Raw genomic sequence first — 23,563 nt, 5'->3', positions numbered from 1 at the left:
CTAGCCCGCCCAAATGCCCCAACACGACATCGCCGCCACGAATTGCAATCCACACATTGCATTATTGCGGATTTTCAGGCTGCATGTCCGCTATTCCTTGCAGGAAGCCGGGACTGTCCCGGTTCCACCGGGATTCACCGCCAACAGAGCGCGAAACGCCATCGCGGCCGACGGCTGACTCTCTCAACGAACGGGAAGACAAAATGGCAGAGGCCTTCATCATCGACGCAGTGCGCACCCCCCGAAGCATCGGCAAGATGGGCAAAGGGGCCCTGTCGCACCTGCACCCCCAGCACCTTGCCGCCGCCGCGCTCAAGGCGATCAAGGATCGCAACGACCTCAACACCGCGGACGTGGATGATGTGATCTGGGGCTGTTCGGCTCAGTTCGGCCTGCAGGGCGGCGACATGGGGCGGCAGGCCGCGCTCGATGCCGACTTTGAAGTGACCGCCAGCGGCGTCACGCTCGACCGTTTCTGCGGCAGCGGGATCACCGCAACGGCGCTTGCGGCAGCCCAGATCATGTCCGGCATGGAGGATCTGGTTGTCGCAGGCGGCGCGGAAATGATGTCGCAGCAGAACGACTATCTCAGCCGCCTCATGCAGGCGGGACTGTCGGGCAGCATGGGCTCGAATGCGCGCCTGCAGGACAAGCGCCCGCAGTCCCATCAGGGCGTCTGCGCCGACGCCATCGCCGCGATCGAGGGCATCTCCCGCGAGGAACTCGAAGCGTTCGGCGTGGAAAGCCAGCGGCGCGCAGCGGTGGCGATTGCCGAAGGCCGGTTCGCCAGGTCCGTCGTCCCGGTTCTGGACGATGAGGGCAATGTCCTGCTCGATCACGACGAATATCCGCGCTCGGGCACGACGGCGGAAATCCTTGCGGGGATGAAGCCCGCGTTCGAGGCGCTGGCCGACATGCCTTCGGGCAAGGACGCACCGACGTTCCGCCAGCTGATCAACAAGGTCTATCCCGATGTGGACATCAAGCCCCTGCACCACGCAGGCACGTCCTCGGGCGTTGTGGACGGCTCGGCCGCGCTGCTTCTCGCATCCGAAGGATATGCCAAGGCCCATGGCATGAAGCCGCGTGCCCGCATCGTTGCGACCGCCAATATGGGCGGCTGTCCGACGCTGATGCTCAATGCTCCGGTCCCCGCCGCCAACAAGGTCCTTGCCCGGGCGGGTCTGACCAAGGACGACATCGACGTCTGGGAAATCAACGAGGCCTTCGCGGTTGTCGCCGAGAAGTTCATCCGCGACCTCGATCTCGATCGCAGCAAGGTGAATCCCAATGGCGGCGCGATCGCGCTCGGCCATCCGATCGGCGCCACCGGCGCGATCCTGATCGGCACGGCCCTCGATGAACTGGAGCGCACCGGCGGTCGCTATGGCCTGATCACGATGTGCGCGGCCGCGGGCATGGCCCCGGCGATCATCATCGAACGGGTCTGATCCCTTTCCGCCGGGGCTCTGCCCCGGTAAATTGCGCAAGGGGCGCCGGTTTCCGTGAGAGAAACCGGCGCCCCTTTTCGTTTCCTGCACCACCAATGCCTAGCGATTTCCGGCAAAAAAGAGGCGCCCGGATCACGCGGATCCGGACGCCATTTCAGTGGGAGAGTCGGGTTCAGTATTCGACGGTAAGATCCAGACCCCAAGTGCGGGCCTTCTGGAAGGTGGCAGATGCCGAGACCGGGCTGATCAGCGCGTAGACTGCCGAGCGATCATTGGTCAGGTTCTTGCCCCAGAGCGAGAGCTGCGCATCGACACCGCCGAGGTGCAGGTTCTGCAGCGCCACGCGCCCGTTGAGGATCCAGGTCGCCGGCGATTTCTGCACTGCCAGATAGGCATCGACGCCGCGATCGGGATTGGCATCAAGCGCCATCGACGTGCGCCAGTTCGCGTCGAGACGGAACAGCAGGGTCGTGTCCCCGATCAGTTCCGGCGTCTCGTACTGTCCCCAAAGCGTGCCGCTCCACTTGGGACGCAGCGAGGGCGCGTAAGCGCCGCCGTTACCGAGGACGAGAAGCGGATCGACATCCTCGAACTTGGTGTCGGTGTATCCGGCGCTGCCGCCGAAGGTCAGGCCCGTAACCGGAGCCGCGGTCACTTCAAGCTCGAAGCCCTTTGCCTTCACCGGCCCGCCCTGCGGATAGACGAAGGTCGGCAGTGCGGCGATGAACGAGGGGAACCCGGGCACACCGACAAAGGTGCTGCCTGCCTGCGCCGTCTGGAAGTTCTTGTAGGTGACGGTGTAGACGGCCAGATTGGTGCGCAGACGGCGATCGAGGAAATCGGCCTTCAGCCCCGCTTCCCACGAGGTCGCGGTTTCCGGCTTGTACTCGATACCGGCGGTGCTGCCGCCCGACACGAACGCAGTCGAGAACTTGCCGTAAATCAGCGTGTGCAGCGTGGGCTGATAGTTGACGCCCAGCATGAAGTTCGGCTTCGTCTTCTTGTAGGTGAACGGGAACGACGTCAGCGCCCCGACATAGCCGATATCGAAGTGGCCGGACTTCTTGTCCTTGGTGATACGCGCACCGCCCATCAGCGTCAGTTCGTCGGTGACGTGCAGTTCCGCCTGTGCGTAGGCCGCGATGGAGGTGGCCTTGTTGTATGAAATCGCCTGGCTGCCCGCGGGAATGATGCCACCCGGCACCGGCGTGAACTGCATGGTTGCCTGCGTGCCTTCCGGACCGCCCGACACGTCCTTGCCGTGGAACCAGAGCGCGCCAGCGGTCAGGGTCAGCAGGTTGGACGTATAGGTAACCTGAAGCTCGTCGCTCCACTGCTTGCTGGTACCCAGCGACTGCGAGCCGATCGCGACGAACGGCTGCCCGACGAGCGGCACGAGCCCGCCCGCGATCGTGGGAATGAGGGCAATCCGCTGCTCGGTGGTCATCCCTTCGAATGCGGGATTGGTGAACGCGATCAGCGTGGCATAGGGACCAATGGCCTGCGGGGTGAAGCTCAGGCCCGAGAAGCCATCGATCGGCGAGGCCGTGAACACACTCGACTTGCGATAGGCGAAGATGTTCTTGACCGAGATCGCGTCGCTCGCCTGCCAGGTCGAGGTGGCGCTGACACCGGTAACCTTCTGATAGCGCTGGCTGGCGAAGGAGTTGTCGACGATCTTGGGACGCTTGGCGTCGGGCGCCGAATTGATGCCGCCCGGCTGGAAGTTGACCAGTGCGCCGACAAGGTCGCCGATCAGCGGCGTGCTTGCATCGTAACCGACGAAGGCCTGACCGTCCGGCGTGCCGTTGTCCTCGCTGCGGTCGAACTTGACGACGGTGTTGAAGTCATAGCTCGGCTCGAACTTGACTGCCGCGAAGTAGGAATCGGTCTTGGTCGTGCCCAGCCAACGCGGCGAACGCACCACGTCCAGATTGGACGTCGAGACACTGCGGTCCCAGGTCGTGCCGGCGCCGGAGTTTTCGATGTCACCGCGCGTATAATCGTGCGCGAAGCTGAAATAGGCGCTGAAAGGCCCCATCTGCGGCAGGTCCGCACTGATCCGCGCGCCAAAGTGATCGTAATTGCCAACCGAGAACGTCGCCCGCGCGCCGGCGTCACCCGAAGGATCGCGCGTCGTCACGCTGACCGCGCCGGCCGTGGCGTTACGGCCGAACAGGGTGCCCTGCGGACCGCGAAGCACCTCGATACGCGCAACGTCCGGCAGGTTGAAGATCGAACCGCGCGGCGAGGCAATGTAAACGCCATCGAGGTAAATAGAGACCTGCTTGTCGGATCCCGGAACCACGCCGTAGCTGACGACTCCCCGGATCGAGAACGAAGGCACGCCCACGCCGCCTGCAGTTTCACGAACCGTCACGCCCGGCGCAAGACCCGAAAGGTCGTTTACGGACGTGACTCGGTTCGCAGCAATGGCATCCTGGGTCAGCGCAGTGACGGCGATCGGCACGTCCTGCACGCTCTGTTCGCGCTTCTGGGCCGTGACGATGATTTCCTGCAGGCCACCGCTCGCATTCTGTTCGCCACTCTGGGCCCAGGCCAGCTGCGGCATCATAGCCAGCGGTACCAGAATCGTTCCGGCGGCCAAGATTGTGCGGAATTCTCGCTTCATTACTTACATCTCCCGTGCCGAGGGTTCGGCTTCTCGAAGGCGCGGGACACAGGAAACCCTCCCCGCCAGACCGTCTTGCGACGGGCAAGACGGTCTGCAGGCTCCCACCCCAGTTTGTCAGTCAGCGATGCAGCGATGCAATTTATTTTATGCCCTCGTTGCGTTGCATTGTTGCTGTAAATAGCTGCCGCAGAGGTCTTGTCAAAGGGCGCCGCCATTATCATCCGGACGATTACTGAATGTGCCTCAATTTTTCGCCAGCACGGTATCGCGCAGCATCACTAAGCGCGAAGGAACGGCTCCAAATACCATGTAAATTATAGACTTTTCGGCCATTTAGGTAGGTTCCGCGACCAATCGATCAGTGCCTCCGCTCCCTCGAACGGGGCACCTCGAACGGCGCGGAAAATATCACAATGCATCCGATGCATTATTTTACTTGCAACACCGCACCGAGAGCTCCGACAACCAAGGGGCCCGTCAATCGCTAGGGGTAATTCATGCAGGTCCCATTCGTCTTTGGTCCGGGCGATCTTCGCCTCAACGAGGTTCCTACTCCTCGTGCCAGCCCCGGCGACGTTGTCCTGCGTGTCGGCACGGTCGGCGTCTGCGGCAGCGATCTGGCCTATGTCGCCGCTGGCGGCCCCAACGGGCCTAGCGAGGCACCTGTACCGCTAGGCCATGAGCTAACAGCGGTCGTCGCGCACGTCGGCAAGGACGTCACGGGGTTTGCTCCCGGCAATCGGGTGGTAGTGAATCCGCTGATAAACCTGATCGGCAACGGCGGCCCGGAGGGCGGGTTCGCCCCGTGGTTGCTAATCCGCGATGTGGACCTCAAACCGCAGTCCCTGCTCCACTTGCCGGATAGCATCAGCATGGATCACGGCGCCCTGGTCGAACCGCTGGCAGTGGGGATGCATGCCGTCAACCAGCTTGGTGCCCAAGGAGGCGACAAAGTCGCCATCTTCGGTGCAGGCCCGATCGGTTTGTGCGCCCTTGCGGCTCTCAGACACAAAGGAGTTTCCGATACCATCGTGTTCGATCTCTCCCCGTTCCGCCGGGAGCGGGCGCTTCAACTCGGTGCAATGGCCGTGTTCGATCCAAGAGAGGTCCCGCTGCGCGACGCCCTTGCCCGGCACCACGGCACCGTGCCCCTCTTCCGCCGCGAGGCTCCTGCCACAACACATTTCATCGAGGCGTCGGGGGCCCCGGTGCTGGAGGAGATCATCGCCCTCGCGCGCACCCGCGCCCGGATCTGCGTTGTGGCGCTGCACAAGAAGCCTGCGAACATGGACTTCGCGCAGGTCATGACCAAGGAGCTGACCCTGACCGGCGCCATGGGCTACCCCCGCGAACTCGAGGATGCGCTGGCCATGCTTGCTCAGGAAGGATTCGATCCCGAGCCGCTGATCAGCCACCGTTTCGGTGGCGCAGACGTCATGGACGCCTTTGCCGCAGCAGCAGACTGCGACAACTCTGCCAAAGTCCTCGTTCGCTATGACACCTGACGAACCGGTTCGGCCCGACGATGTTTCTGCCCGTCCTATGGAGACATCGGTTCCGGCGTGACATGTCTTTCCGTCGCACAGTTCGGAGACCCTTCGATGCCTCTTCCTTCTGCTCTGTCGAGCCGGCTAAGCCTCCCGGTCATGGCTGCCCCGATGTTCCTCGTCAGTGGCCCGGAGCTTGCTCTAGCATGCTGCAAGGCCGGGATTATCGGCTCGCTTACCCGCAATCACTGCCGCGACGATGCAGAACTGGAAGCGCAACTGACGTCCATTACCGAAGCCCTCGCCCGGCATGCCGATGAAAATCCTGGCGCAGTGATCGGACCACTTGCCGTAAACATTTCGCCCAACACTGGCTCGGAAGTGTTCCGCGCGCAGATTGAACTCTGCAAGCGTTTCGGCGTCGACGTGATCGTCACATCGGTCGGCGATCCGACAGCCAATGCCCCGCTCGTTCAGGATGCCGGCATTTTGCATTTCCACGATGCCACAAATATCCGTTTTGCCGAAAAAGCGGCCGCAGCGGGGGTTGATGGCATCGTCTGTATCGGCGCGGGCGGAGGCGGCCATGCCGGTACGATTTCCCACCTTGCCTTCGTGCCGCGCATCAGGTCCATGTTCGATGGCATCGTCGTGATGGCAGGCGCCATCTCAACCGGAAGCGCCGTCCGGGCCGCAGAAGTGCTTGGCGCGGACCTCGCCTACATCGGAACCCGCTTCATCGCCACGCACGAGAGCGCAGCACCCGAGCCCTACAAGCGCATGCTGGTCGAAGGCGACGTGAATGACGTGATCTATACCGCCAGCGTGAATGGAATGCCCGCAAGCTGGCTCAAGGCCAGCCTGCGGGATGCGGGGCTCGATCCCGACAATCTCGGCCCGGCACCCAAACGCCACAACACGGACCACTTGCCCGAAGGCAAGGCGCCTTGGCGCGATATCTGGAGCGGCGGACAGGGTCTCGGCCTGATCGACGACGTGCCCACCGTTGGGAACCTCGTGGAGCGCTTGCAACGCGAATATCTTGCCGCATGCCGGGCGCCGGACATGTCGGCAACGGTGCAGGCGGCACTGGACGCAACAAGCCCATGAAGCTGGGACTGGATCTCGCCTATAGCGGGGCGCGCCTTGCTCTCCCCGTCGACCGGATTTTGAAGGCGGAGGCTCTCGGGTTCGATTCGGTCTGGACCGCCGAGGCCTACGGGAGCGATGCCTTCAGCCCGCTCGCCTATGTCGCCGCCTTGACCAAACGCATTCGGCTGGGAACCGGCATTGCCCAGCTAGCCGCCAGGCCGCCCGCCAGTTGCGCCATGACCGCCCAGACGATCGAGGAACTGGCCGGGCGCGGCCGCATCATCGTGGGCCTCGGCGTATCCGGACCGCAGATCGTCGAAGGCTGGTACGGCCAGCCGTGGGGCAAGCCCGCTGCCCGCATCCGCGACTATGTGGCGATCATGCGCAAGGTCTGGCGGCGCGATGCGCCGGTCGAGCACCACGGCCCCGAAATCACCCTGCCCTACTGCGGTCCTGATGCAACGGGATTGGGCAAGCCCCTGAAAAGCATACTGCATGGCAATCCCGACATCCCCATCCTGCTGGGCACGGCAACCCCCGGCAATATCCGCCTGACCGGCGAAATTGCGGACGGTTGGCTTTCGATGCATTTGACCCCGCAGACGGTCAAGCCCAAGCTCGCGCTGCTCGAGGAAGGTCTTGCCCGGCGTGACGATGGCCGAACGCTCGCCAGCTTTGAACTGGTCGCCAATACCCGGATCGAACTGACCGATGATATCCATGCCGCGCTTGCTTCAGCGAAGCCCACGGTTGCCCTCTATGTCGGCGGCATGGGCGCCAAAAGGAAGAACTTCCACAAGGACGCCATGGTGGAACGGGGGTTCGGCGCGGAAGCGGAGCGTATTCAGGAACTGTTTCTAGCCGGGCGCAAGGACGAAGCCATAGCCGCCGTGCCCGACGAGTATATTGATGAGGCAGCATTGATCGGCCCCGAAGCTCGCATCGCCGAGCGCTTCGCCCGCTGGCGGGACAGCGGGATCACGCTGCTTCGCCTGATCAATCCCGATGACACCGCGATGGAATGCATCGCCCGGATCGCCTCCAGAGGCTGACCCGGGCGCGCTTCCGTCAACGCAACTTGTAGCGGATCGGCAGGCGCTTCGGCCCATTGACGAACAGGGCCTGACTCATCGCCGCATCGCCATCGATCTCCACCGATTCCAGCCGCGGGATCAGTTCCTCGAACAGGATGCGCATTTCCATCTTGCCGAGATACTGGCCGAGGCACAGGTGCGCGCCATAGCCGAAGGCAACATGGCGATTGGGCTTGCGATCGACGCGGAAGGCATCGGGATCCTCGAAGACAGTCTCGTCGCGATTCCCCGAAGCGAAACAGAGCATGAGCCATTCGCCCTCGCTCAGCTTCTGGTCACCCACCTGCGTATCCTGCATCGCGGTGCGCATGAAATGCTTCACCGGCGAAGTATAGCGGATCGCCTCGTCGATCATGGTGCCCATCAGCGACGGGTCATCCTTGAGCTTGCGGAACTCGGCAGGATTTTCTGCCAGGGCCCACATGGCGCCGGCCGTCGATGACGATGTCGTGTCGTGTCCGGCGGTTGCCGTGATGATGTAGTACCCCATCATCTCAAGGTCCGGGATCGGGGCTCCGTCTACCTGCGCGTTGGCGATGACCGAGGCCAGATCGTCAGACGGGTTCGCGCGTTTGCGCTTCGTCAGCTCTTGAAAATAGCCCATCAGGCTCAGGATGGTCGAGACGTCGACCTTCTGTTCCTCGTCTTTCAGGTCGAGCGAATTGTAGCCGGACTTGTTGAGGTCCGGATCAGTCGAACCGAAGATTTCCTGGGTCAACTTCAGCATCAGGGCTTCGTCCTCCTCGGGGACGCCCAGAATGCTCATGATGACGCGCAGCGGGTAGTGGAGCGAAACCTCGTTCACGAAATCACACGTCTCCCCGCAAGCCGCCATTCGATCGACCGCGGCCCGCGCCATGGCGCGAATGTCCGCTTCCATGCGCTTGACGTTGTTCGGCTGGAACCAGGCGCTGGTAAGGCCACGATATTTCCGGTGCTCCTCGTCATCCATCTGGATCAGCGATTTCACCATGGGTCCACCGCCCGTCAGTTCGCGCATCTTGCGTTCGCCGACCTTGGTGTTGAGCACCGGGCGCAGGCCATTGTGGAACACGTCATTGCGCCGTCCGACTTCCATGATGTCCGCATGGCGGGTGACGACACGGAAAGGGTCGAAATCCTGAGATTCGATCAGCGCGAAGGGATCATTCTGCCGGAACCAGCGATAGGACTCGAAAATGGAACCATCGGCATAAGTGCGCGGATCGACGACCCTCGCGGCGATTTCGGCGGGTACGGCCATGACATCCTCCGTGGATTTTCGTTGATGGCTGCGCTAGCATTTATTTTCTTGTCGTCCAACAAATAAATGAGATGTCCATGGCAACCCGACAGCGAAGGTCACACGCAGAACGCAAGGCGGAATCGGAGCTTGCGCTTCTCAATGCCGCGATCAATGTCATCGCTGAAGCCGGCGTAGGCGCGGTGACGTTCGAGGCTCTGGGCCGTACCAGCGGCCTGAGCCGAGGCCTCGCAACCGTCCGGTTCGGCTCCAAGTCGGGGCTGATCGAGGCCGTCCTGCATCACCTGCACGAACGCCAGGAAGCCCTCATCCGCCAACATCACTTCGACGACATGCGCGGCATCGATGCCGTGCTGGGCTACGTCGAACTCTGTCTGAGAGACATGGGGCACCGCAATGAAGCCAAGGCCTATTTCATGCTCTTGTCCTCTGCCGTCGCCGAGGGCAGCGACCTGCGCGCATCGTTCGCCAAGACACATTCGGTTGTGAAGACGCATCTGCAACGATGGGTGGAACGCGGGCTGGAAGACGGCAGCGTCGGCAGCAGCATAGACCCGCACGATGCAGGCCTGATGATCGGCAGCCTGATGTTCGGCATCTCAATGCAATTACTCGTCGATCCTTCCACAGAAATCGAGCCGCTGCGTGAGGCCAGCATTGCCATGCTCCGCAAGAGTCTTGCAGCATAGCCATCCCCATGATTGCGGGTTGATCGCAGGTACGCATTTGCGTGTCGCGCAAAATTCGCACACCCTTATATTGCAATGCGCCTTATCCACTGCTCGCTTGTTTCGGAGCGTTCGAGACCATGGACTGAGCATGAGCGACCCGGCTCCGGCGTTGCCCCCCGCGTTCTCCCACATCCTACAAAACATCCGCAATAATCAGCTGCCCGACGCAATACCGGCGACGCCTGCATGCTGCCACATTTCCATGGGCGTCCCCGGCTTCCAGAACCACTCGTCATGCCGTGATTTTATGCTTTGCAACTTTATCGTTGCATTGTTATGCATAAATTAAGAGGCATTAGTCGGCATCTGCGTGCGTGCAGCATCTACGGCAAATATGCCCGAAAGCGTGGGAGGAGATTCAGAAAATGAAAGCGATGGCCAGTGCCAGTTCGATCGCTGTGATTGCCGGAATGGCCTGCGGAATGGCCGCAACGCCGGCGTGGGCGCAACAGGCCGAAGGCGGCTCCGGTGGTCTCGAGGAAATCATCGTGACCGCGCAGAAGCGCGCGCAGAGCATGCAGGACGTGCCCGTGGCCGTGACGGCAGTGACCCAGGACGCGCTGCAGGTAAACCGCGTTGCCAACGTCATGGATCTCAACGGCCTGGCCCCCGGTCTTCTGGCGCGCACCAACGCCGGCGGCATCGCTTCGCCAAGCTATTCAATGCGCGGCATCTTCGCTTCGGCATCGGACCCGGCACAGGATCGCGAAGTCGCCACGTATATCGATGGTGTATATATCGGCGGCATTCGCGGCGCGGTCTTCGACTTGCCGGACATCGAACGAGTCGAGGTCCTGCGCGGTCCTCAAGGCACGCTGTTCGGCCGTAACGCCACGGCGGGCGCCATCAGCGTCTCCACGCGCGATCCGGCAGGCGAACTCAAGCTTCGCCAGGAAATCTCGATCGGCAACCACAGTTCGCTGCGCACCCGTACCACGATCGACACGCCGCAGATCGGGATATTCAGCGCCTTCGCCACGTTCGTGCACGATGAAAGGCGCGGCGACATACGCAACCTGGGCGCGGGCACCCCGCTGGATTTCACCAGTCCGTTCCACAACATCATCGGCAAGACCAAGTCCCCCAACTGGCTTGGCAGCAAGGACGCCAACAGCGTGTTCGCCGCTGTGAAAATGGAGCCCAACGACAGCTTCAACCTGACGTACAAGTTCGACTGGACCAAGAACGACAGCACTCCGGAAGCGCGCGTCCCCTTGTGGAATGGCGCACTGCTCAGCGGCCTCGTTGCCCTGCAGGCCGGCGACACGACCTACGGCGGCTATTACCAGCCTCCCGCCTCCTCCAGCCCCAAGCGTCCCGATGCCGTAAACAACGCCTTTGCGGCCCCCGGCTACAACAAGTCGATGGGTCACGTCATCACCGCCAACTGGCAGGCGACCGACAGCATTGCGGTGAAGAATATCACGGCATGGCGCACGGCTTCGGCCTTGGGCATTTCCTCGATCATGGGCGTCGACGGGCTAACCGTCACTCCGGCGGTGATTGCCTATCTCGGCTCGATCACGCTCGCGCCCGGCTTCACGGTCCCGGCCTACAACGCCTCGCAGGCGGGCCAGCTGATCGATGGCTACGTCGGCGTGAATTATGGCAAGTACTCGCAGTTCAGCGACGAACTGCAGGTGACGTACCGCTCGCGTCTGCTGACGCTGACCGCCGGCGCGCTCTACTTCAAGTCGCACGAACTCGCCTCCGGCCTGCCGGGATCACCGACGAACTTCGGCGTCCTGGTCGGCCTCGGCGCGCTGGCCCAGGGCAATTTCCCGGTCTACCTGAGCAACCTGTCATACGATACCACAAGCCCTTTCCTGCTCGGGAACGTTCAGGAAAAGCACCAGACGACCCAGTCCATGGCGGTTTACACGCAGGCGGAATTCCACCTGACACCGAAGCTCGACGCCGTCCTGGGCGGCCGCATCACGCGCGACAAGAAGACCCAGACTTTCGTCGAAGGGGGCACCTACGATCCAGTCTCGCAAACAGTCGTCGGCGCCAGTTCGGTGACGACCCCGTTCAAGAAGACCAAGCCGAGCTATTCGATCGGGCTGAACTACAAACTGGATTACTCGGTCATGGTCTACGGCAAGTACTCGACCGCCTATCTTTCCGGCGGCGCCTCGGGGCCGCTGGTGTTCCAGCCCGAGACAGTAAGTTCGTGGGAAGCCGGCCTGAAATCCGACTGGTTCAACCACCACCTGCGCTTTAATCTCGCGCTGTACACGGCCAAATACAAGAACCTGCAGTCGGCCCAGAGCGGCTCCAACGTGATCGATGCCGCTTGCGGCACCACCGGAGATCCTGTCTCGTGCTCCGCTTACGGCGTGGTCGTGATCTCCAACGGCAACGTGCGCTCTCGCGGTTTCGAGGCTGAAGCCACGGTCGCGCCGGCTGCCGGCCTGACCATTGGCGGCTCGCTCGCCTATAACGACACCAAGTGGCTGAACCCGAGCCCCCAGATCACCGATGGCGGTCGGCCGGTCGCGCCGACGGCCCTGCCTAAGTGGATGGCCGGTGTGAATGCGCAGTACATCACCCCGCCGCTGTTCGGCGATGCATCGATGCTGTTCCGGATCGATGCGAACTACCAGGGCAAGTACCGCAATTCCCCCTTCCTCGATCTGGCGACGCACCCCGCCGACACCGCCTCCGATCCCGCACAGGCGACTTGGGAATACACCGCATCGCGCTGGATCCTGAACGGCCGTGTCGCCCTGCGGGATATCGAGGTCGGCCCGCTCGACGCGGAACTGGCAGTCTGGGCGCGCAACCTCACCAACAACAAGGATGCGTCCTACATGCTGATGTTCGGCGCCCAGAACGTCAACGCCAGCTTCCAGCAGGCGCGGACCATCGGCGTGGACTTCATCGTCAACTACTGACCAGCCTGCACGAACAGGCTCAAGTGTCCCCCGGAATATGCCCTCCGGGGGACTTTTTTGTGGGCCGAGGCGCTTAGTCGGCGCTTTGTCGGTAAGGCAGAAGCGCCATCAGTATGGCACCGAGCATGATCGCGAGCATCGCACCGAGATAGTAGGGATGATAGGAGCTGTGCCCGTCGTAGATGTGGTTCGCCAGCACCGGCCCCAGCGCCGAGGAAAAGGCGAAAATGGCGCTGACGATGGCGTAGACCGATCCGAACACGGCACCCCCGAACCGGCGCGATGCGACATAGGCGATGATGTCGCTCTCCGAACCGAGCGAGAAACCCATCAATATCACGGCAACGACCGGCATCCAGCCCGCCTCATCCGCACGCAGGAACAGGGCGATAGCCAGCAAGGGAACGAGAAAGACGGCCGTGGCGAGCGGGCGTGTCGGCAGCCGGTCCAGCAGCAGGCCGGTGATGATCCGCCCCACGATCGCGGTGAGCCCGGCCATCCCGGCAATGCCTGCCGCCGCGGGAATGGTATAGCCGAGCCCGGTCAGGATCGGCACCAGATTGAGATTGAAGCCATAGATCGACGCAATGAACAGGCTGCCCGCCGCGGTCAGCATCAGAAACGCGCGTGTGCGCAGGATTGGGCCGATGCGCGGGGCCGCAGCGCCCCCCTCCTCGCTGGCCGGAGCCTCGCGCGGAAGTGTCAGATAGGCCAGCGGCCAAAGCACCAGCCCCCAGCCTAGCCCAAGCACCGGGAACGTCGCCCGCCAGCCGAAATTGTCCAGCACCAGTGCCCCCAGAACCGGCCAGGCCGCCGCCCCCATGCCGACGCCGGCCAGCGCCAGCGCCAGCGCCAGTCCGCGCGATGCATCGAAACGGCTGATGATCGCCGCCATCCAGCCTACCGGGAGAACCGGAGCCAGAGCCACCCCCATCAAGGCCACCAGCGCCCACCACTGCCATATCGCTTGGCCGACCAAGGCCAGCAGGGCCATGCTCACGGCGGCGAGAGGAATGCCAGCCAGCAACACGCGCCGCGCACCGCGACGGTCTATCACCTTGCCAAACCAGGGCCCGGCAATCAGCGCGATCGGCATCTGCAGCAGAAGCGCGATCGAGACTTCGGCCCGGCTCCAGCCGAACGTCTCGGTCAACGGTATCAGCAGTAGCCCGCTGATGGCGGGGAACAGCGTCGTTCCCGCGATACCCATGGCGCCGACAACCGGCAGGGCCCAGCTGCGCCGCCACTCCTCTCCGGCTTGTGTCACATTCTCTCCCCGCGGCCTCTGTCCCGCTTCACCCGGACGCGCCGAAGCGGTCGTAATAGAACGTGAAGCGCGCACGCAACGCCTGTTTATCAAGCCCGAAGTCGTCCGCGCTGTATTTGTGCCGTCCATGCTTGTCGCGCGGGGTCGCCTGCCGCCAGGCAAGCATGTTCCGCCGCGTTTCCTCGCTGAACGGTTCGCCGAGAAAGGCATAGAGCCGCTCGATGCGCGGAATCGGATCCGATTGCAGCGGCTTGAAATGAAGATCGAGGAAACGGTCTTCGTTGCCGCTGTCCCGAAAGGCGATCGTGCGGCGCATGCCAAGTTCGCAATTACTTGCGGTCGCTTCGCCTATCCAAGCCTTATCCGGGCGTTCGGTATTCCTTTGCGCCATCTCGAAATAGAGATCGGCAACCGAAGGAATCACGTCCTCCACGTCGCGATGGGTCATGCAGTACCGGGCATCGGGGAACACGGTATCGAGCGCTTCGATGCATTGCGAATACGTCGGATTCTTCAATCGCCAACGTGACGGCGGGCAGCGCCACTGCAGCAACTTCAAAACCCGCTTCACGTAGCGGAACGTGGGAACGAGATCCGCTTCGTGGTCGAACCACTCGACATACGACGGGATGCGGAACATCGGCATGAAGACCTGGGACTTGAAGTCCAGAGCCATCAGGAACTGGTCCTCGATCGGCGAGGTCGCCGTCATCGGCAACATCTGCTTCATGCGCGGCATCGCAAGATCGCGCATGACCATCTGCTCGGCCATCGCCGCGATACGCGGGTCCGTATGCTGCGTGGCAGTCTCGGGGGGCGGGCACGGCGCGGTCGACTCCCAGTTACGCAGCACGCGCACGCTCGGATCGGCGGCGAGTAGGTTGTGCAAGGCCGTGGAACCGGTGCGCGGCAGCCCCAGGACCATCAGCGGCGCAGTAATCGCCTGCTCATCGATTTCCGGGTGGCGCGCATACCAGTCCTCGACCTGGAGGCGCTGCGCCAGCAAGCCGACCAGCATCGCTTCGATCGTGCCCGCGCCAATCGCGTTCAGGCCTGCCTCGCGGTTGGCGGAATGCACCAGGATTTCCAGGCCCACCTGCCAGCCATCCTCACCGAACTGCGTCAGGCCCGTGGCCTCTTTCGCAGCCTTTATCAGCTGGGAAACGTCCATCATGCCGGCGTCCCCCACGGAGCCCCGGCATTCCGGCGAGGCGTCATTCCCAAATTGCGGAGCGTTCGGGTGGCGCAGGCGCGATGATGCTGGCCACAGCCTCGTGAAGCATTGCAGCATAATGCCAGCGCCGCGCCTCCATCACCGGTATGGCCCCGCGCAAGCTCAGCGTCAGTTCGTTGTTCACGCCCGATTGCGGCAGCGCGATCGCCACCGAGCAGGTGTCCGCACGCCGATGCAGGCCGCCGAACGCATGCCCGTTCTCGCGCACCTCGGCCAGATTGGCGATGATCGTGTCCGCCCGGGCCGCCATCTCGCCGAGCTCGTCCGCGGCCTCGGCGATTAGCGTCCGCACGGTCGCGACGGGCCAGGTCGCCATGATCGCCGCGCCCGCCGCGGACGAGAAGATCGAGAACAGCTCGCCCGGCGGACGGTCGTAGATCTTGCCCGGCGGCGCGAGGAAATGCGTCAACTGCATCACATGCCCGACCGGGGTCGAGATCGCGACGCTGCACCCCGTCCTGTCCACCAGATACTGCATCAGCATCTGCAAGCGGTTGCCCCCAAAGTAGCTCTCGTCGAGCGTTTCCGCGAAAGCAAGCAGCCGCGGCGAGGGCCAATATAGCTTCTGAGTGGAATCGAAAATGAGATAGGCCCGGGAGGCCAGCGTCTTGAGCAACTGGTCGGCGCTCGAATGGCTGAGCCCCAGCGAACGCGTAACCTCGCTCGCCCGTGCCGGTCGGCGCCGCGCCGCGAAGAACTCCAGCAACTCCAGTGCCCGTAGCGCAGACTTCGACAGATTGCGCTCGCTCACCAGCCCGCTCCTGCCCGGCGTTCCCGATCCCGCTTCGGCGGGGCTTCCCCCATCGAGCCTGCCTTGAGGATGAGTGGTTTCCATGCCCAGCTTTCGAAGCACATCCCTGCCTGTCGACCGACTCCCGGCGGCCAATACAAGGGGTCGGCCAAAAGCATGCGGAGTGCAAGGCGTCAGCCCCGATCTTCGTGCGGGTGATGGCGGGGCGGAGGCGCGAGGGTTCGTCCGGGCAAGGCCCGTGTGTATTCAGGTTCATGCCGGCATCGTGACCCGTTCGGCCAGGTTGGAGCGCTCCATCATGCCGTAGGCGCTCTCCCCGTCCCAGCTGTAGCGCACGATGGACTGCAGCAGCGGGGGCATTTCCGCCAGCGAGTGTATGCTGGGCATCCCGCCGAAGGTCTCCCCGCCGATCTGGTAACGGGCACCGTCCGCCGTTTCGAGGACGAGGCCAACATCCTCGCCCGAGAAGCGAATTTCGGTGAGCCAGGGCGCCTGCACGACACGAGCCGGGATCAGTTCGCCATCGCCAAGGAACAGGTATCCCTCGTTGTAGGACTGCGCGCCATCGGGACGCGGGGGATAGGCGATATAGCCGAAGGCCTTGCCGCTCGGGAAAACCGCCGATTGCCAGCAGTGCCCCCAGAAGCCCGTGATCTTGCGCACCCCGGTACGCCGGATGCGCAGCGCGCCGCCCGTGAACGCGCGGTTGCGGCCATCGAGGTTGACCGTACCCTTGATCCGGCAGAGCTGTTCGACACGCTTGCCGCCCATGAAATCCGCCTCGGTGCCGCTGGCCATGCGCTCGGAGGCCTCGCTCGACATCGTGCCCTGCTTCCACGGCGGGACGACGCATTCGGCCTCTATGTCGAACGCCAGACCGGCCAGTTTCCCGGTCGCGAAATCCGGCTTCACCATGGCCGCGAACGTGCCCTCGTAGGCGGCACCGAAGTACTTCGCGCGGTAATGCCTGAACGGCTCGATGCAATCGAACCACAAGCCGCCACTGCCAAAGTGCGACGCCTTGCCGTCCGGGCCGAGAACCTTGTGGGCAGGCGCGAAATCCCAGTTGCGCAGCAAACGGCCGCCGGGCTCGATCACGTTGATCTGCACCTGCTGATTGTTCCAGTCCGGCGCATAGGCCTCGACCGCGAGGCGCGGCATGCCGAACCGACCGTCATCATCCCACAGCCACCAGTTGACGCCCTCCTGCATGCCCGGCGTCGTCTGCGGCTCGGTGAGCACATATTCGGATGACGGGTCGAAGCCGCCGGTCAGGTCGGTTGTCATGGTCCAGATCTCCCAGTGTCGTGCCACGTGCCGCAAGGTGAAGCCTTCCGGTCACGACAGGCACGCCCACCCCCTTGCGGCACGTCGCACGGTGGCCAGACTGCTTTCCTTCAGGTTCGGACGATCGCCAAGTATCGGTTCCGTCATGACGGAATCCAACAGCGGAATTCCATCTGCACGGAACTCGGGGCAGAGCCTCAAACTGCCTCGGCGGCATGATCCCGAACCGATTAATACATCAAACCTATTGCATTTTATTCCTGTCCGGACGTAATGCGTGACATATTGTAACGTATTTACGGCAAAGCCGATTCGAACTGGGAGAAATCAGATGGAAATCCGCACCCTCATCAAGGGCGGCACGGTAGTGGATGGCTCGGGCGCCCCGGCCTATGCCGCCGATGTTCGCGTGGCCGGCGGCAAGATCGTCGACATCGGCAAGGACCTGGAACCGGGCACCGGCGAGCGCGTGTTCGATGCCAGCGGATGTTATGTCACGCCCGGCCTGATCGAGACACACAACCACTGGGACGGCGGTGTCTGGTGGTCCCCCAACCTCGATCCGCTTCCGGCCTATGGCGCGACGACTTCGATCAACGGCAATTGCGGCTTCTCGATGGCACCCGCACCTGCGAGCGAGGAAGACCGTCAGAACGTGATCGACATCTTCAACTACTTCGAGGACATCCCCGAAGAGCCGATGCGCTCCATCGTGCCGTGGGATTGGACCAAGTGGAGCGAATACAAGGCTTCGATGGAGGCCAAGGTCCGGCTGCCGCTGAACTTCTGCGCGTTCTGCGGCCACATTCCGCTGCGGCTGGCGGTGATGGGGCAGGATGCCTGGTCGCGCGCCGCGTCGCCGGACGAGATCGCCCGGATGTGCGGACTGCTCGAAGACGCGCTGGCGGCAGGCGCGATGGGGCTCTCGTCCAACTTCCTCGACTACGACAAGTACGAACGCCCCCTGCCCTCGCAGCTTGCCGACGATGCCGAGCTCGAAGCGCTGATGCGCGTGGTCGCGCGCTATCCCGGCGCGTCCCTGCAGGTCATTCTCGACTACTTTATGCGCCATACCGCCAACGACAGCCTCGAACGCTTCGGCAAGCTTGCGAAGAAGACGGGCGTGCGGATGCAGTGGGCCGGCATGCCCGTGCTGGACTACATGAAGCCCCAGTTGCCCCGCGCCGAGGAACTGCACGAGCAGTTCAAGGCCGAGGGGCTGCCGATCTACACCAGCTTCAATGTCCTTTCGCCAACCTCGGTAATCAACTTCGGGCGCACGCTGGTGTTCGGCCAGAACGGCAATCCCGTTTGGCAGGAACTGGTCAACACCCCCGGTTGGGACGCCAAGGTAGCGATGCTGAACGATCCCGAATGGCGCGCCCGGGCCCGTAAGGCCTGGGACAACCAGTTCGCACACTCCTACCTGCACCAGCCCGACGCGCTGTTCCTGCGCGAAAGCGAGTCCGGCTACGGCCCGATCGGCGTGACGCTCGCCGACTACATGGCGCAGACCGGGATCGAGCACGCTTCCGATGCCATGGCCGAATGGGTGCTCAACAATGGCCAGGAATCGGTGATCCTCAAGAAGTCGTGGGAGAAGAACGAGGAGATTCTCGAAAAGCTCCTCGTCGATACCCATTCGCTGGCCAACGTCAGCGACGCCGGCGCACACGGCAAGCTGTTTTGCGGGGCAGGCTACAACGTGTTCCTCCTGACCGACTACGTTCGCGACCGGAACATCATCTCGATCGAGCAGGGCGTGCACATGCTGACCTGGCGGCTGGCCCAATTCTTCGGTCTGCACGATCGCGGCCTGATCGAAGTCGGCAAAGTCGCGGACATCACCGTATTCAATCTCGATGAGATCGAAATGCGCCCCGAGAAGAAGACCTGGGATGTCTGGGACGGCACCGGCGGCCGCACCTACCGATATACGCGCGATCCCGCGCCGATGCGCCTGACGCTGGTCAACGGCGAGCCGACCTTCGATCGCGGCGAATTCACCGGCCGCTATCCGGGGCGCTTCGTCGGACCGGAAACACAGGAACCGCTGGCGATCGCGGCGGAATGAGCGACCACGGCGCCCAGATTGACGAGGCGGCGGCTGGCGATGCGTCAGCCGCCGTTCCTGCGGGACTGGCTGAATTCCAGAACCGCCGCAAGAAGGACACCCGCAGCCGGCTCCTGCGCGCCGCCGCGACCGAATTCTGCGAACGCGGCTATGCGCCGGTCTCGGTCGAGGACATCGCCTCGGGCGCAGGCGTCAGCCGGATGACCTTCTACCGCCACTTCGGCGGCAAGGCAGAGATTGCATCCGAGCTGTTTCGCGCCAATTCGCGCGCGCACATGCCGATGATTGCCGCCATCGGCCAAAAGGACTTTCAGGACCGCTCCACGGTGCGGGAATGGATCGCCTCGATCTTCGCGATCGACCGCGAACAACGCGCGATTCTTCAAGCCTTCATGCAGGCCAACGTCATCGAGAGCGGCTTTGCCCAGGAAGGACATGCCTTCATCGACGCTATCATCGAGGAACTCGGCAAGACTATCCCCGCCTTCGCGCTCGACGCCCGTGCACAATCGGATCGGCGGCGCTACGTCGAGGCATCCCTTTTGCTCTACGAGATTCTGGACCAGAGCAACCATGCGGCTCGCAGCCTAAGTTTGGCCGCCGACTTTCTGATCGTCGACATCCTGACCGACCATTTCATCAACTTTGTTGGAAAGCGGGCGCACGCTCCATCGAACTGAGCAGCCAATATCCTTTACACCTTTGGTCAGCCGCCGGTGCCGTTAGACACGATACCTACATCCGGGATTTCATACCCCGTTCCATACCTCAAGAATCAGCGGGGAGATGTAAACGGCCGGGAACGAGGAAGGCCATCGGACGCTGGGTGATTGGTCCTTAGTCCCCAGCTGGCATGTGCGTGCACCGGATATGCCGAAATCGGTGAACCACAAGCCCCCCTTGTCATCGAAGACAAGATCATTGGGCATCATCTAGGAGCGCTCACCGACAGCCCCTAGAGGACCGTCACCTCCCCCGTTGGGGCCGCCGCCAACTTCGACACGGCGTTCGATAGCCCCGTCCCGGTCCACGACCGTGGCCGTTCCCCGGCCCATTTCGACGAGCGCGACATCCCCGTCGGGCAACGCGACCGGGCCCTCGGGGAACAGCAGGTCTTTCGCCAGAATGCGTACAGCCCCGGCCTCGGTCAGGCCGCGCCGATGAGTTCGCGCCCGATCAGCATGCGGCGGACCTCGTTTGAGCCCGCGCCGATGTCAAGCAGCTTGGCATCGCGCAGGTAGCGTTCGACCGGCCAGTCCTTGGTATAGCCCGCGCCGCCCAGCGCCTGAACCGCCTCGCCGGAGACCCGGAAGGCGTTCTCGCTGGCGAGCAGGATCGCGCCTGCCGCATCGAACCGCGTCGTCTGCCCGGCATCGCAGGCCCGTGCGACCGCATAGACATAGGCCCGCGCCGATTGCAGCGCGACGTACATGTCAGCAACCTTCGCCTGCATGAGCTGGAATGCACCGATGGGCTTGCCGAACTGCTGCCGCTCACGGACGTAGGGAATGACGGTGTCGAGACAGGCCTGCATGATCCCGATCTGCAGCCCGGCCAGCACCACCCGCTCGTAGTCGAGCCCGCTCATCAGAACCCCCACACCGCCGTGCAGCGGCCCCATGACGTTCTCTGCGGGCACGAAGCAATCGGTGAACACCAGTTCGCAAGTGGGCGAGCCGCGCATACCCATCTTGTCGATCTTCTGCCCGATCGAGAAGCCCTCCATGCCCTTCTCGATCAGGAAGGCCGTGATCCCCTTCGAACCGGCAGCGGGATCGGTCTTGGCATAGACCACCAGGGTATCGGCATATGTGCCGTTGGTGATCCAGAACTTGGTGCCGTTGAGCCGGAAGCCCTCCTCGACCGCCTCGGCGCGCAGCTTCATGCCGACGACGTCCGATCCCGCGCCCGTCTCGGACATGGCAAGGCTGCCCACGTGCTCACCGGAGATCAGTTTCGGCAGGTACTTTGCCTTCTGCGCATCCGTACCCCAGCGACGGATCTGATTTACGCACAAGTTGGAATGCGCGCCGTAGGACAGGCCCACCGATGCCGATGCCCGGCTCACCTCCTCCACGGCGATGACGTGCTCGAGATAGCCGAGGCCGATCCCGCCCCAGTCCTCTTCGACGGTGATGCCGTGCAGGCCCAGTTCGCCCATAGCCGGCCAGAGATCGCGGGGAAACCAGTCCTCCGCATCTACTTTCGCGGCCAGCGGCGCGATCTGTTCGTCGGCGAAGCGCGCGACCGTCTCACGGATCATCTGCGCGCTTTCGCTCAGTCCGAAGTCGAATTCCGGTGTGGCTCGCATGGGGGTTCCTCTCGCGCTCGGACCTAGATTCACCACTGTGAATACAAGACGGACCATCCATTGAAAAATTGAAATTGCGACACACAAAGAATAGGCATTTTCTATGCTAAAAAGCACACATGTCCGGCGGTTCCTTGCCGTCGTCGATACCGGCAGCTTCACACATCAACCCGCCCTTACGGCCGGGATTCCCTCAACAGATTTCGAGCTTCTTCGGGTTTGTTGCGGGCATCTGCCAAACCCGCCATTCAAGAGGGGCCCTAGGACAGGCTTTTACGCATTTCGTCGACTTGAAAATCCATCCGCCACGGCTTTCCGCCGCTCGGTGTGACGAGCAGGTAGAGCGGATGTTCGTCTGAAAGCTTATAGCCCTTCTCGCACGGCTTGGCCGCCCTGACCTTTGCGCGGCAGCCGTGTTTTTTCTGTGCCCCCCCTGAGTCCAATCCGCTGCACACTGTAATCGGGACGCACCCTAGCACACGATTTCCCACCTCCAACAAACCAGAGCCCACTCGCCTCCATGACCGAGCGCGCGAGTTGATCACATGTATTGGGGATGGCCCGAGCGGCGCCTAGCATTCCTTGCCAGTGGACCTCACTGAAGCGATTTCCGGCTCGGCTGGATCGAAGGCGGCAGCCATTGACCCGATTGTATGGCCTTATCCGGGCCGTAAAGACGCATCATGAGATAAAAGGGTCCCTTGGGTGCCGGAAGCCAGACTGCTCCGGCTTCCTGCGGTCGGCTGTGCGAGATGATGATCTCGGTAGGCTCATCCGCACTGAACTTCAGCCCCGGCGTACGGTTGCCAACCGAATACCGAGAGATTGGATTGGCGACCATTGCGCCCTTGTCGTCATAAAGGGTGATGGACCAGAAGCCGCGCACAGGCGGGGGCGCGGTCATCGAAATGCGATAGGCATTGTGTCCATCGAGGACGCTCCCATCGGCCGCAGTGCGGGCGATGGGGTAGATCGCTTCTTCGGGGATGGTAACGAAGATCTGGTCCTTGGCGATCGCGGCGCGCAGAAGCCAGTCGGAACCGAAACGCGCACCTGCAAGATTGACGCTCCAGCCGCCTGCAGCCTTCCCGAAGCTGGCGGCTGCGCGCGTGACTATCGCCTTGCCGTCTGCAAGGCCCCGTTCAATAGTGTCGGTGTCGTATCCCGCGGGCCAGTCGGTGGCTTGCGCAGCCTCAACAAGAGGCTCTAGGCGCCGCCATACCGCCTGGTCCTGCGGAGATAGCGCCATATCTTCCACCGCTATAGCCAACTGCCGCAGGAACGCTCGGGCTCCATCGCCTGACGGGAAGGGTATCTGGTCTGGCGGTGGTCCGACCGGTTCGAGGCGACCGTCGACGTAGCGTTGAATCTTCATCGCGTCCTGCAGCTTGTGCACCGCTGGAATATCCTGCGATGAGCGAACCAGGACGCGGCCCCAGAGATGCAGGTAACGGTCCGCAGTCTCTATATCGATCATTCCAGCGGGAACTGGGCCCGCGTATCCTCTGGAATGGATAAACAGGGGAGGCAATTTGCCGCCATGGGTTCGGCTGCCATACGATGCCGTCGTCGAACTGTCGGGATGGGCGACCGAGAAGGTATAGTAACGGTCCCCGAAATCGGGCGTCGTCACGACGAAAGGGCCGGTGGTCACGTCGAACGTCACATTGCTGTACAGTGTATCGTTGTTCGGCCCTACTCCCGACTTGTTGGCCGGATCGGCCAAGATGCGGCCATGTCCGAAACGGTTGAGAGCATTGCCGGCCACCGATGGCGCACGCGGTGGCAGCGGATCGGCCGGCCTTGTGAAGAATACCCTGATCTTCGCTGCATCGACGAAGGGCTTGCCCCAGACATATGCCTTCACCATCGATGCATAAGCATCGCAGCGGCGAGGATCGAAGATTTCTTCGTTGCTGTCCGCTTCGGCCAATGAGGTTGCGGGCGCATCGCTCGCCTCTGCCGCCCCGACAGGGGGTGCCAAGGCAGCAAGGGCAAACGAGGCGAAA

At 62.8% G+C, this 23,563-nt stretch carries 16 protein-coding genes; 8 read left to right on the top strand and 8 right to left on the bottom strand.

What is annotated here, in order from left to right; all coding sequences use genetic code 11:
* The first annotated feature begins 203 nt into the window (after positions 1-203).
* Complete coding sequence (locus tag LK12_RS18305) at positions 204-1,451, top strand: acetyl-CoA C-acetyltransferase (RefSeq protein WP_039287291.1); 1,248 nt, start codon at positions 204-206, stop codon at positions 1,449-1,451.
* Between the two features lie 172 nt (positions 1,452-1,623).
* On the opposite strand, the gene LK12_RS18300 is transcribed toward LK12_RS18305, so the two are convergent.
* A complete protein-coding gene (locus LK12_RS18300) occupies positions 1,624-4,083 on the bottom strand; it encodes a TonB-dependent receptor (RefSeq protein WP_039287289.1) in 2,460 nt (819 codons plus the stop codon).
* A 500-nt stretch (positions 4,084-4,583) separates the two neighbouring features.
* Here LK12_RS18300 and LK12_RS18295 point away from each other — a divergent pair, with 500 nt between their 5' ends.
* The 3 genes from LK12_RS18295 (at position 4,584) to LK12_RS18285 (ending at position 7,717) form a co-directional block, all read left to right on the top strand.
* Positions 4,584-5,591, top strand: coding sequence for a zinc-dependent alcohol dehydrogenase (locus tag LK12_RS18295; RefSeq protein WP_039287287.1), 1,008 nt, complete (start codon positions 4,584-4,586; stop codon positions 5,589-5,591).
* A gap of 96 nt (positions 5,592-5,687) precedes the next feature.
* Positions 5,688-6,683, top strand: a complete 996-nt coding sequence (locus LK12_RS18290) for an NAD(P)H-dependent flavin oxidoreductase (protein WP_039287285.1) — start codon at positions 5,688-5,690, stop codon at positions 6,681-6,683.
* Complete coding sequence (locus tag LK12_RS18285; protein WP_197063597.1) at positions 6,623-7,717, top strand: LLM class F420-dependent oxidoreductase; 1,095 nt, start codon at positions 6,623-6,625, stop codon at positions 7,715-7,717. Before LK12_RS18290 ends, LK12_RS18285 begins: the two co-directional genes overlap by 61 nt.
* 16 nt (positions 7,718-7,733) lie before the next feature.
* Here LK12_RS18285 and LK12_RS18280 read toward each other — a convergent pair whose 3' ends face one another.
* Positions 7,734-9,002 (bottom strand): cytochrome P450, encoded by a 1,269-nt coding sequence (locus LK12_RS18280; protein ID WP_039287284.1) that lies wholly within the window; start codon positions 9,000-9,002, stop codon positions 7,734-7,736.
* Between the two features lie 77 nt (positions 9,003-9,079).
* Between LK12_RS18280 and LK12_RS18275 the strand changes: the two genes are divergently transcribed.
* Together LK12_RS18275 and LK12_RS18260 are read left to right on the top strand one after the other, a co-directional pair.
* The gene (locus LK12_RS18275; protein WP_197063596.1) at positions 9,080-9,691 is read left to right on the top strand and encodes a TetR/AcrR family transcriptional regulator; all 612 of its coding nucleotides are present in this window, start codon (positions 9,080-9,082) and stop codon (positions 9,689-9,691) included.
* Positions 9,692-10,098: 407 nt separating this feature from the next.
* Positions 10,099-12,630 carry a TonB-dependent receptor gene (locus LK12_RS18260; protein ID WP_052223598.1) on the top strand — a complete coding sequence of 844 codons (2,532 nt, stop codon included), beginning with the start codon at positions 10,099-10,101 and terminating at the stop codon, positions 12,628-12,630.
* Between the two features lie 73 nt (positions 12,631-12,703).
* Here LK12_RS18260 and LK12_RS18255 read toward each other — a convergent pair whose 3' ends face one another.
* The 4 genes from LK12_RS18255 to LK12_RS18240 form a co-directional block, all read right to left on the bottom strand.
* Entirely contained in the window at positions 12,704-13,897 is a 1,194-nt protein-coding gene (locus LK12_RS18255) for an MFS transporter (RefSeq protein WP_039287274.1), read from the bottom strand.
* A 28-nt stretch (positions 13,898-13,925) separates the two neighbouring features.
* Positions 13,926-15,071, bottom strand: coding sequence for a sulfotransferase family protein (locus tag LK12_RS18250; RefSeq protein ID WP_052223597.1), 1,146 nt, complete (start codon positions 15,069-15,071; stop codon positions 13,926-13,928).
* Between the two features lie 40 nt (positions 15,072-15,111).
* Complete coding sequence (locus LK12_RS18245; protein WP_197063595.1) at positions 15,112-15,882, bottom strand: helix-turn-helix domain-containing protein; 771 nt, start codon at positions 15,880-15,882, stop codon at positions 15,112-15,114.
* A gap of 252 nt (positions 15,883-16,134) precedes the next feature.
* Entirely contained in the window at positions 16,135-17,169 is a 1,035-nt protein-coding gene (locus LK12_RS18240; RefSeq protein WP_039287271.1) for a hypothetical protein, read from the bottom strand.
* 331 nt (positions 17,170-17,500) lie between these two features.
* Here LK12_RS18240 and LK12_RS18235 point away from each other — a divergent pair, with 331 nt between their 5' ends.
* On the top strand, positions 17,501-19,243 hold the full coding sequence (locus LK12_RS18235) for an N-acyl-D-amino-acid deacylase family protein (RefSeq protein WP_039287268.1): 1,743 nt from the start codon (positions 17,501-17,503) through the stop codon (positions 19,241-19,243).
* Positions 19,240-19,923: a TetR/AcrR family transcriptional regulator gene (locus tag LK12_RS23965; RefSeq protein WP_052223596.1), complete on the top strand. Its 684-nt coding sequence runs from the start codon at positions 19,240-19,242 to the stop codon at positions 19,921-19,923. Before LK12_RS18235 ends, LK12_RS23965 begins: the two co-directional genes overlap by 4 nt.
* A gap of 467 nt (positions 19,924-20,390) precedes the next feature.
* On the opposite strand, the gene LK12_RS18225 is transcribed toward LK12_RS23965, so the two are convergent.
* Positions 20,391-21,554 carry an isovaleryl-CoA dehydrogenase gene (locus tag LK12_RS18225; protein WP_039287265.1) on the bottom strand — a complete coding sequence of 388 codons (1,164 nt, stop codon included), beginning with the start codon at positions 21,552-21,554 and terminating at the stop codon, positions 20,391-20,393.
* Positions 21,555-22,149: 595 nt separating this feature from the next.
* Positions 22,150-23,538 (bottom strand): DUF1254 domain-containing protein, encoded by a 1,389-nt coding sequence (locus LK12_RS18220; RefSeq protein ID WP_197063594.1) that lies wholly within the window; start codon positions 23,536-23,538, stop codon positions 22,150-22,152.
* Positions 23,539-23,563: the final 25 nt, after the last annotated feature.

Origin of the sequence: Novosphingobium malaysiense (assembly GCF_000802225.1) — a bacterium.
Lineage (GTDB): Bacteria > Pseudomonadota > Alphaproteobacteria > Sphingomonadales > Sphingomonadaceae > Novosphingobium > Novosphingobium malaysiense.
Note: the sequence above shows the minus strand (reverse complement) of the source record. Positions and strands in the feature narration are given on the sequence as shown.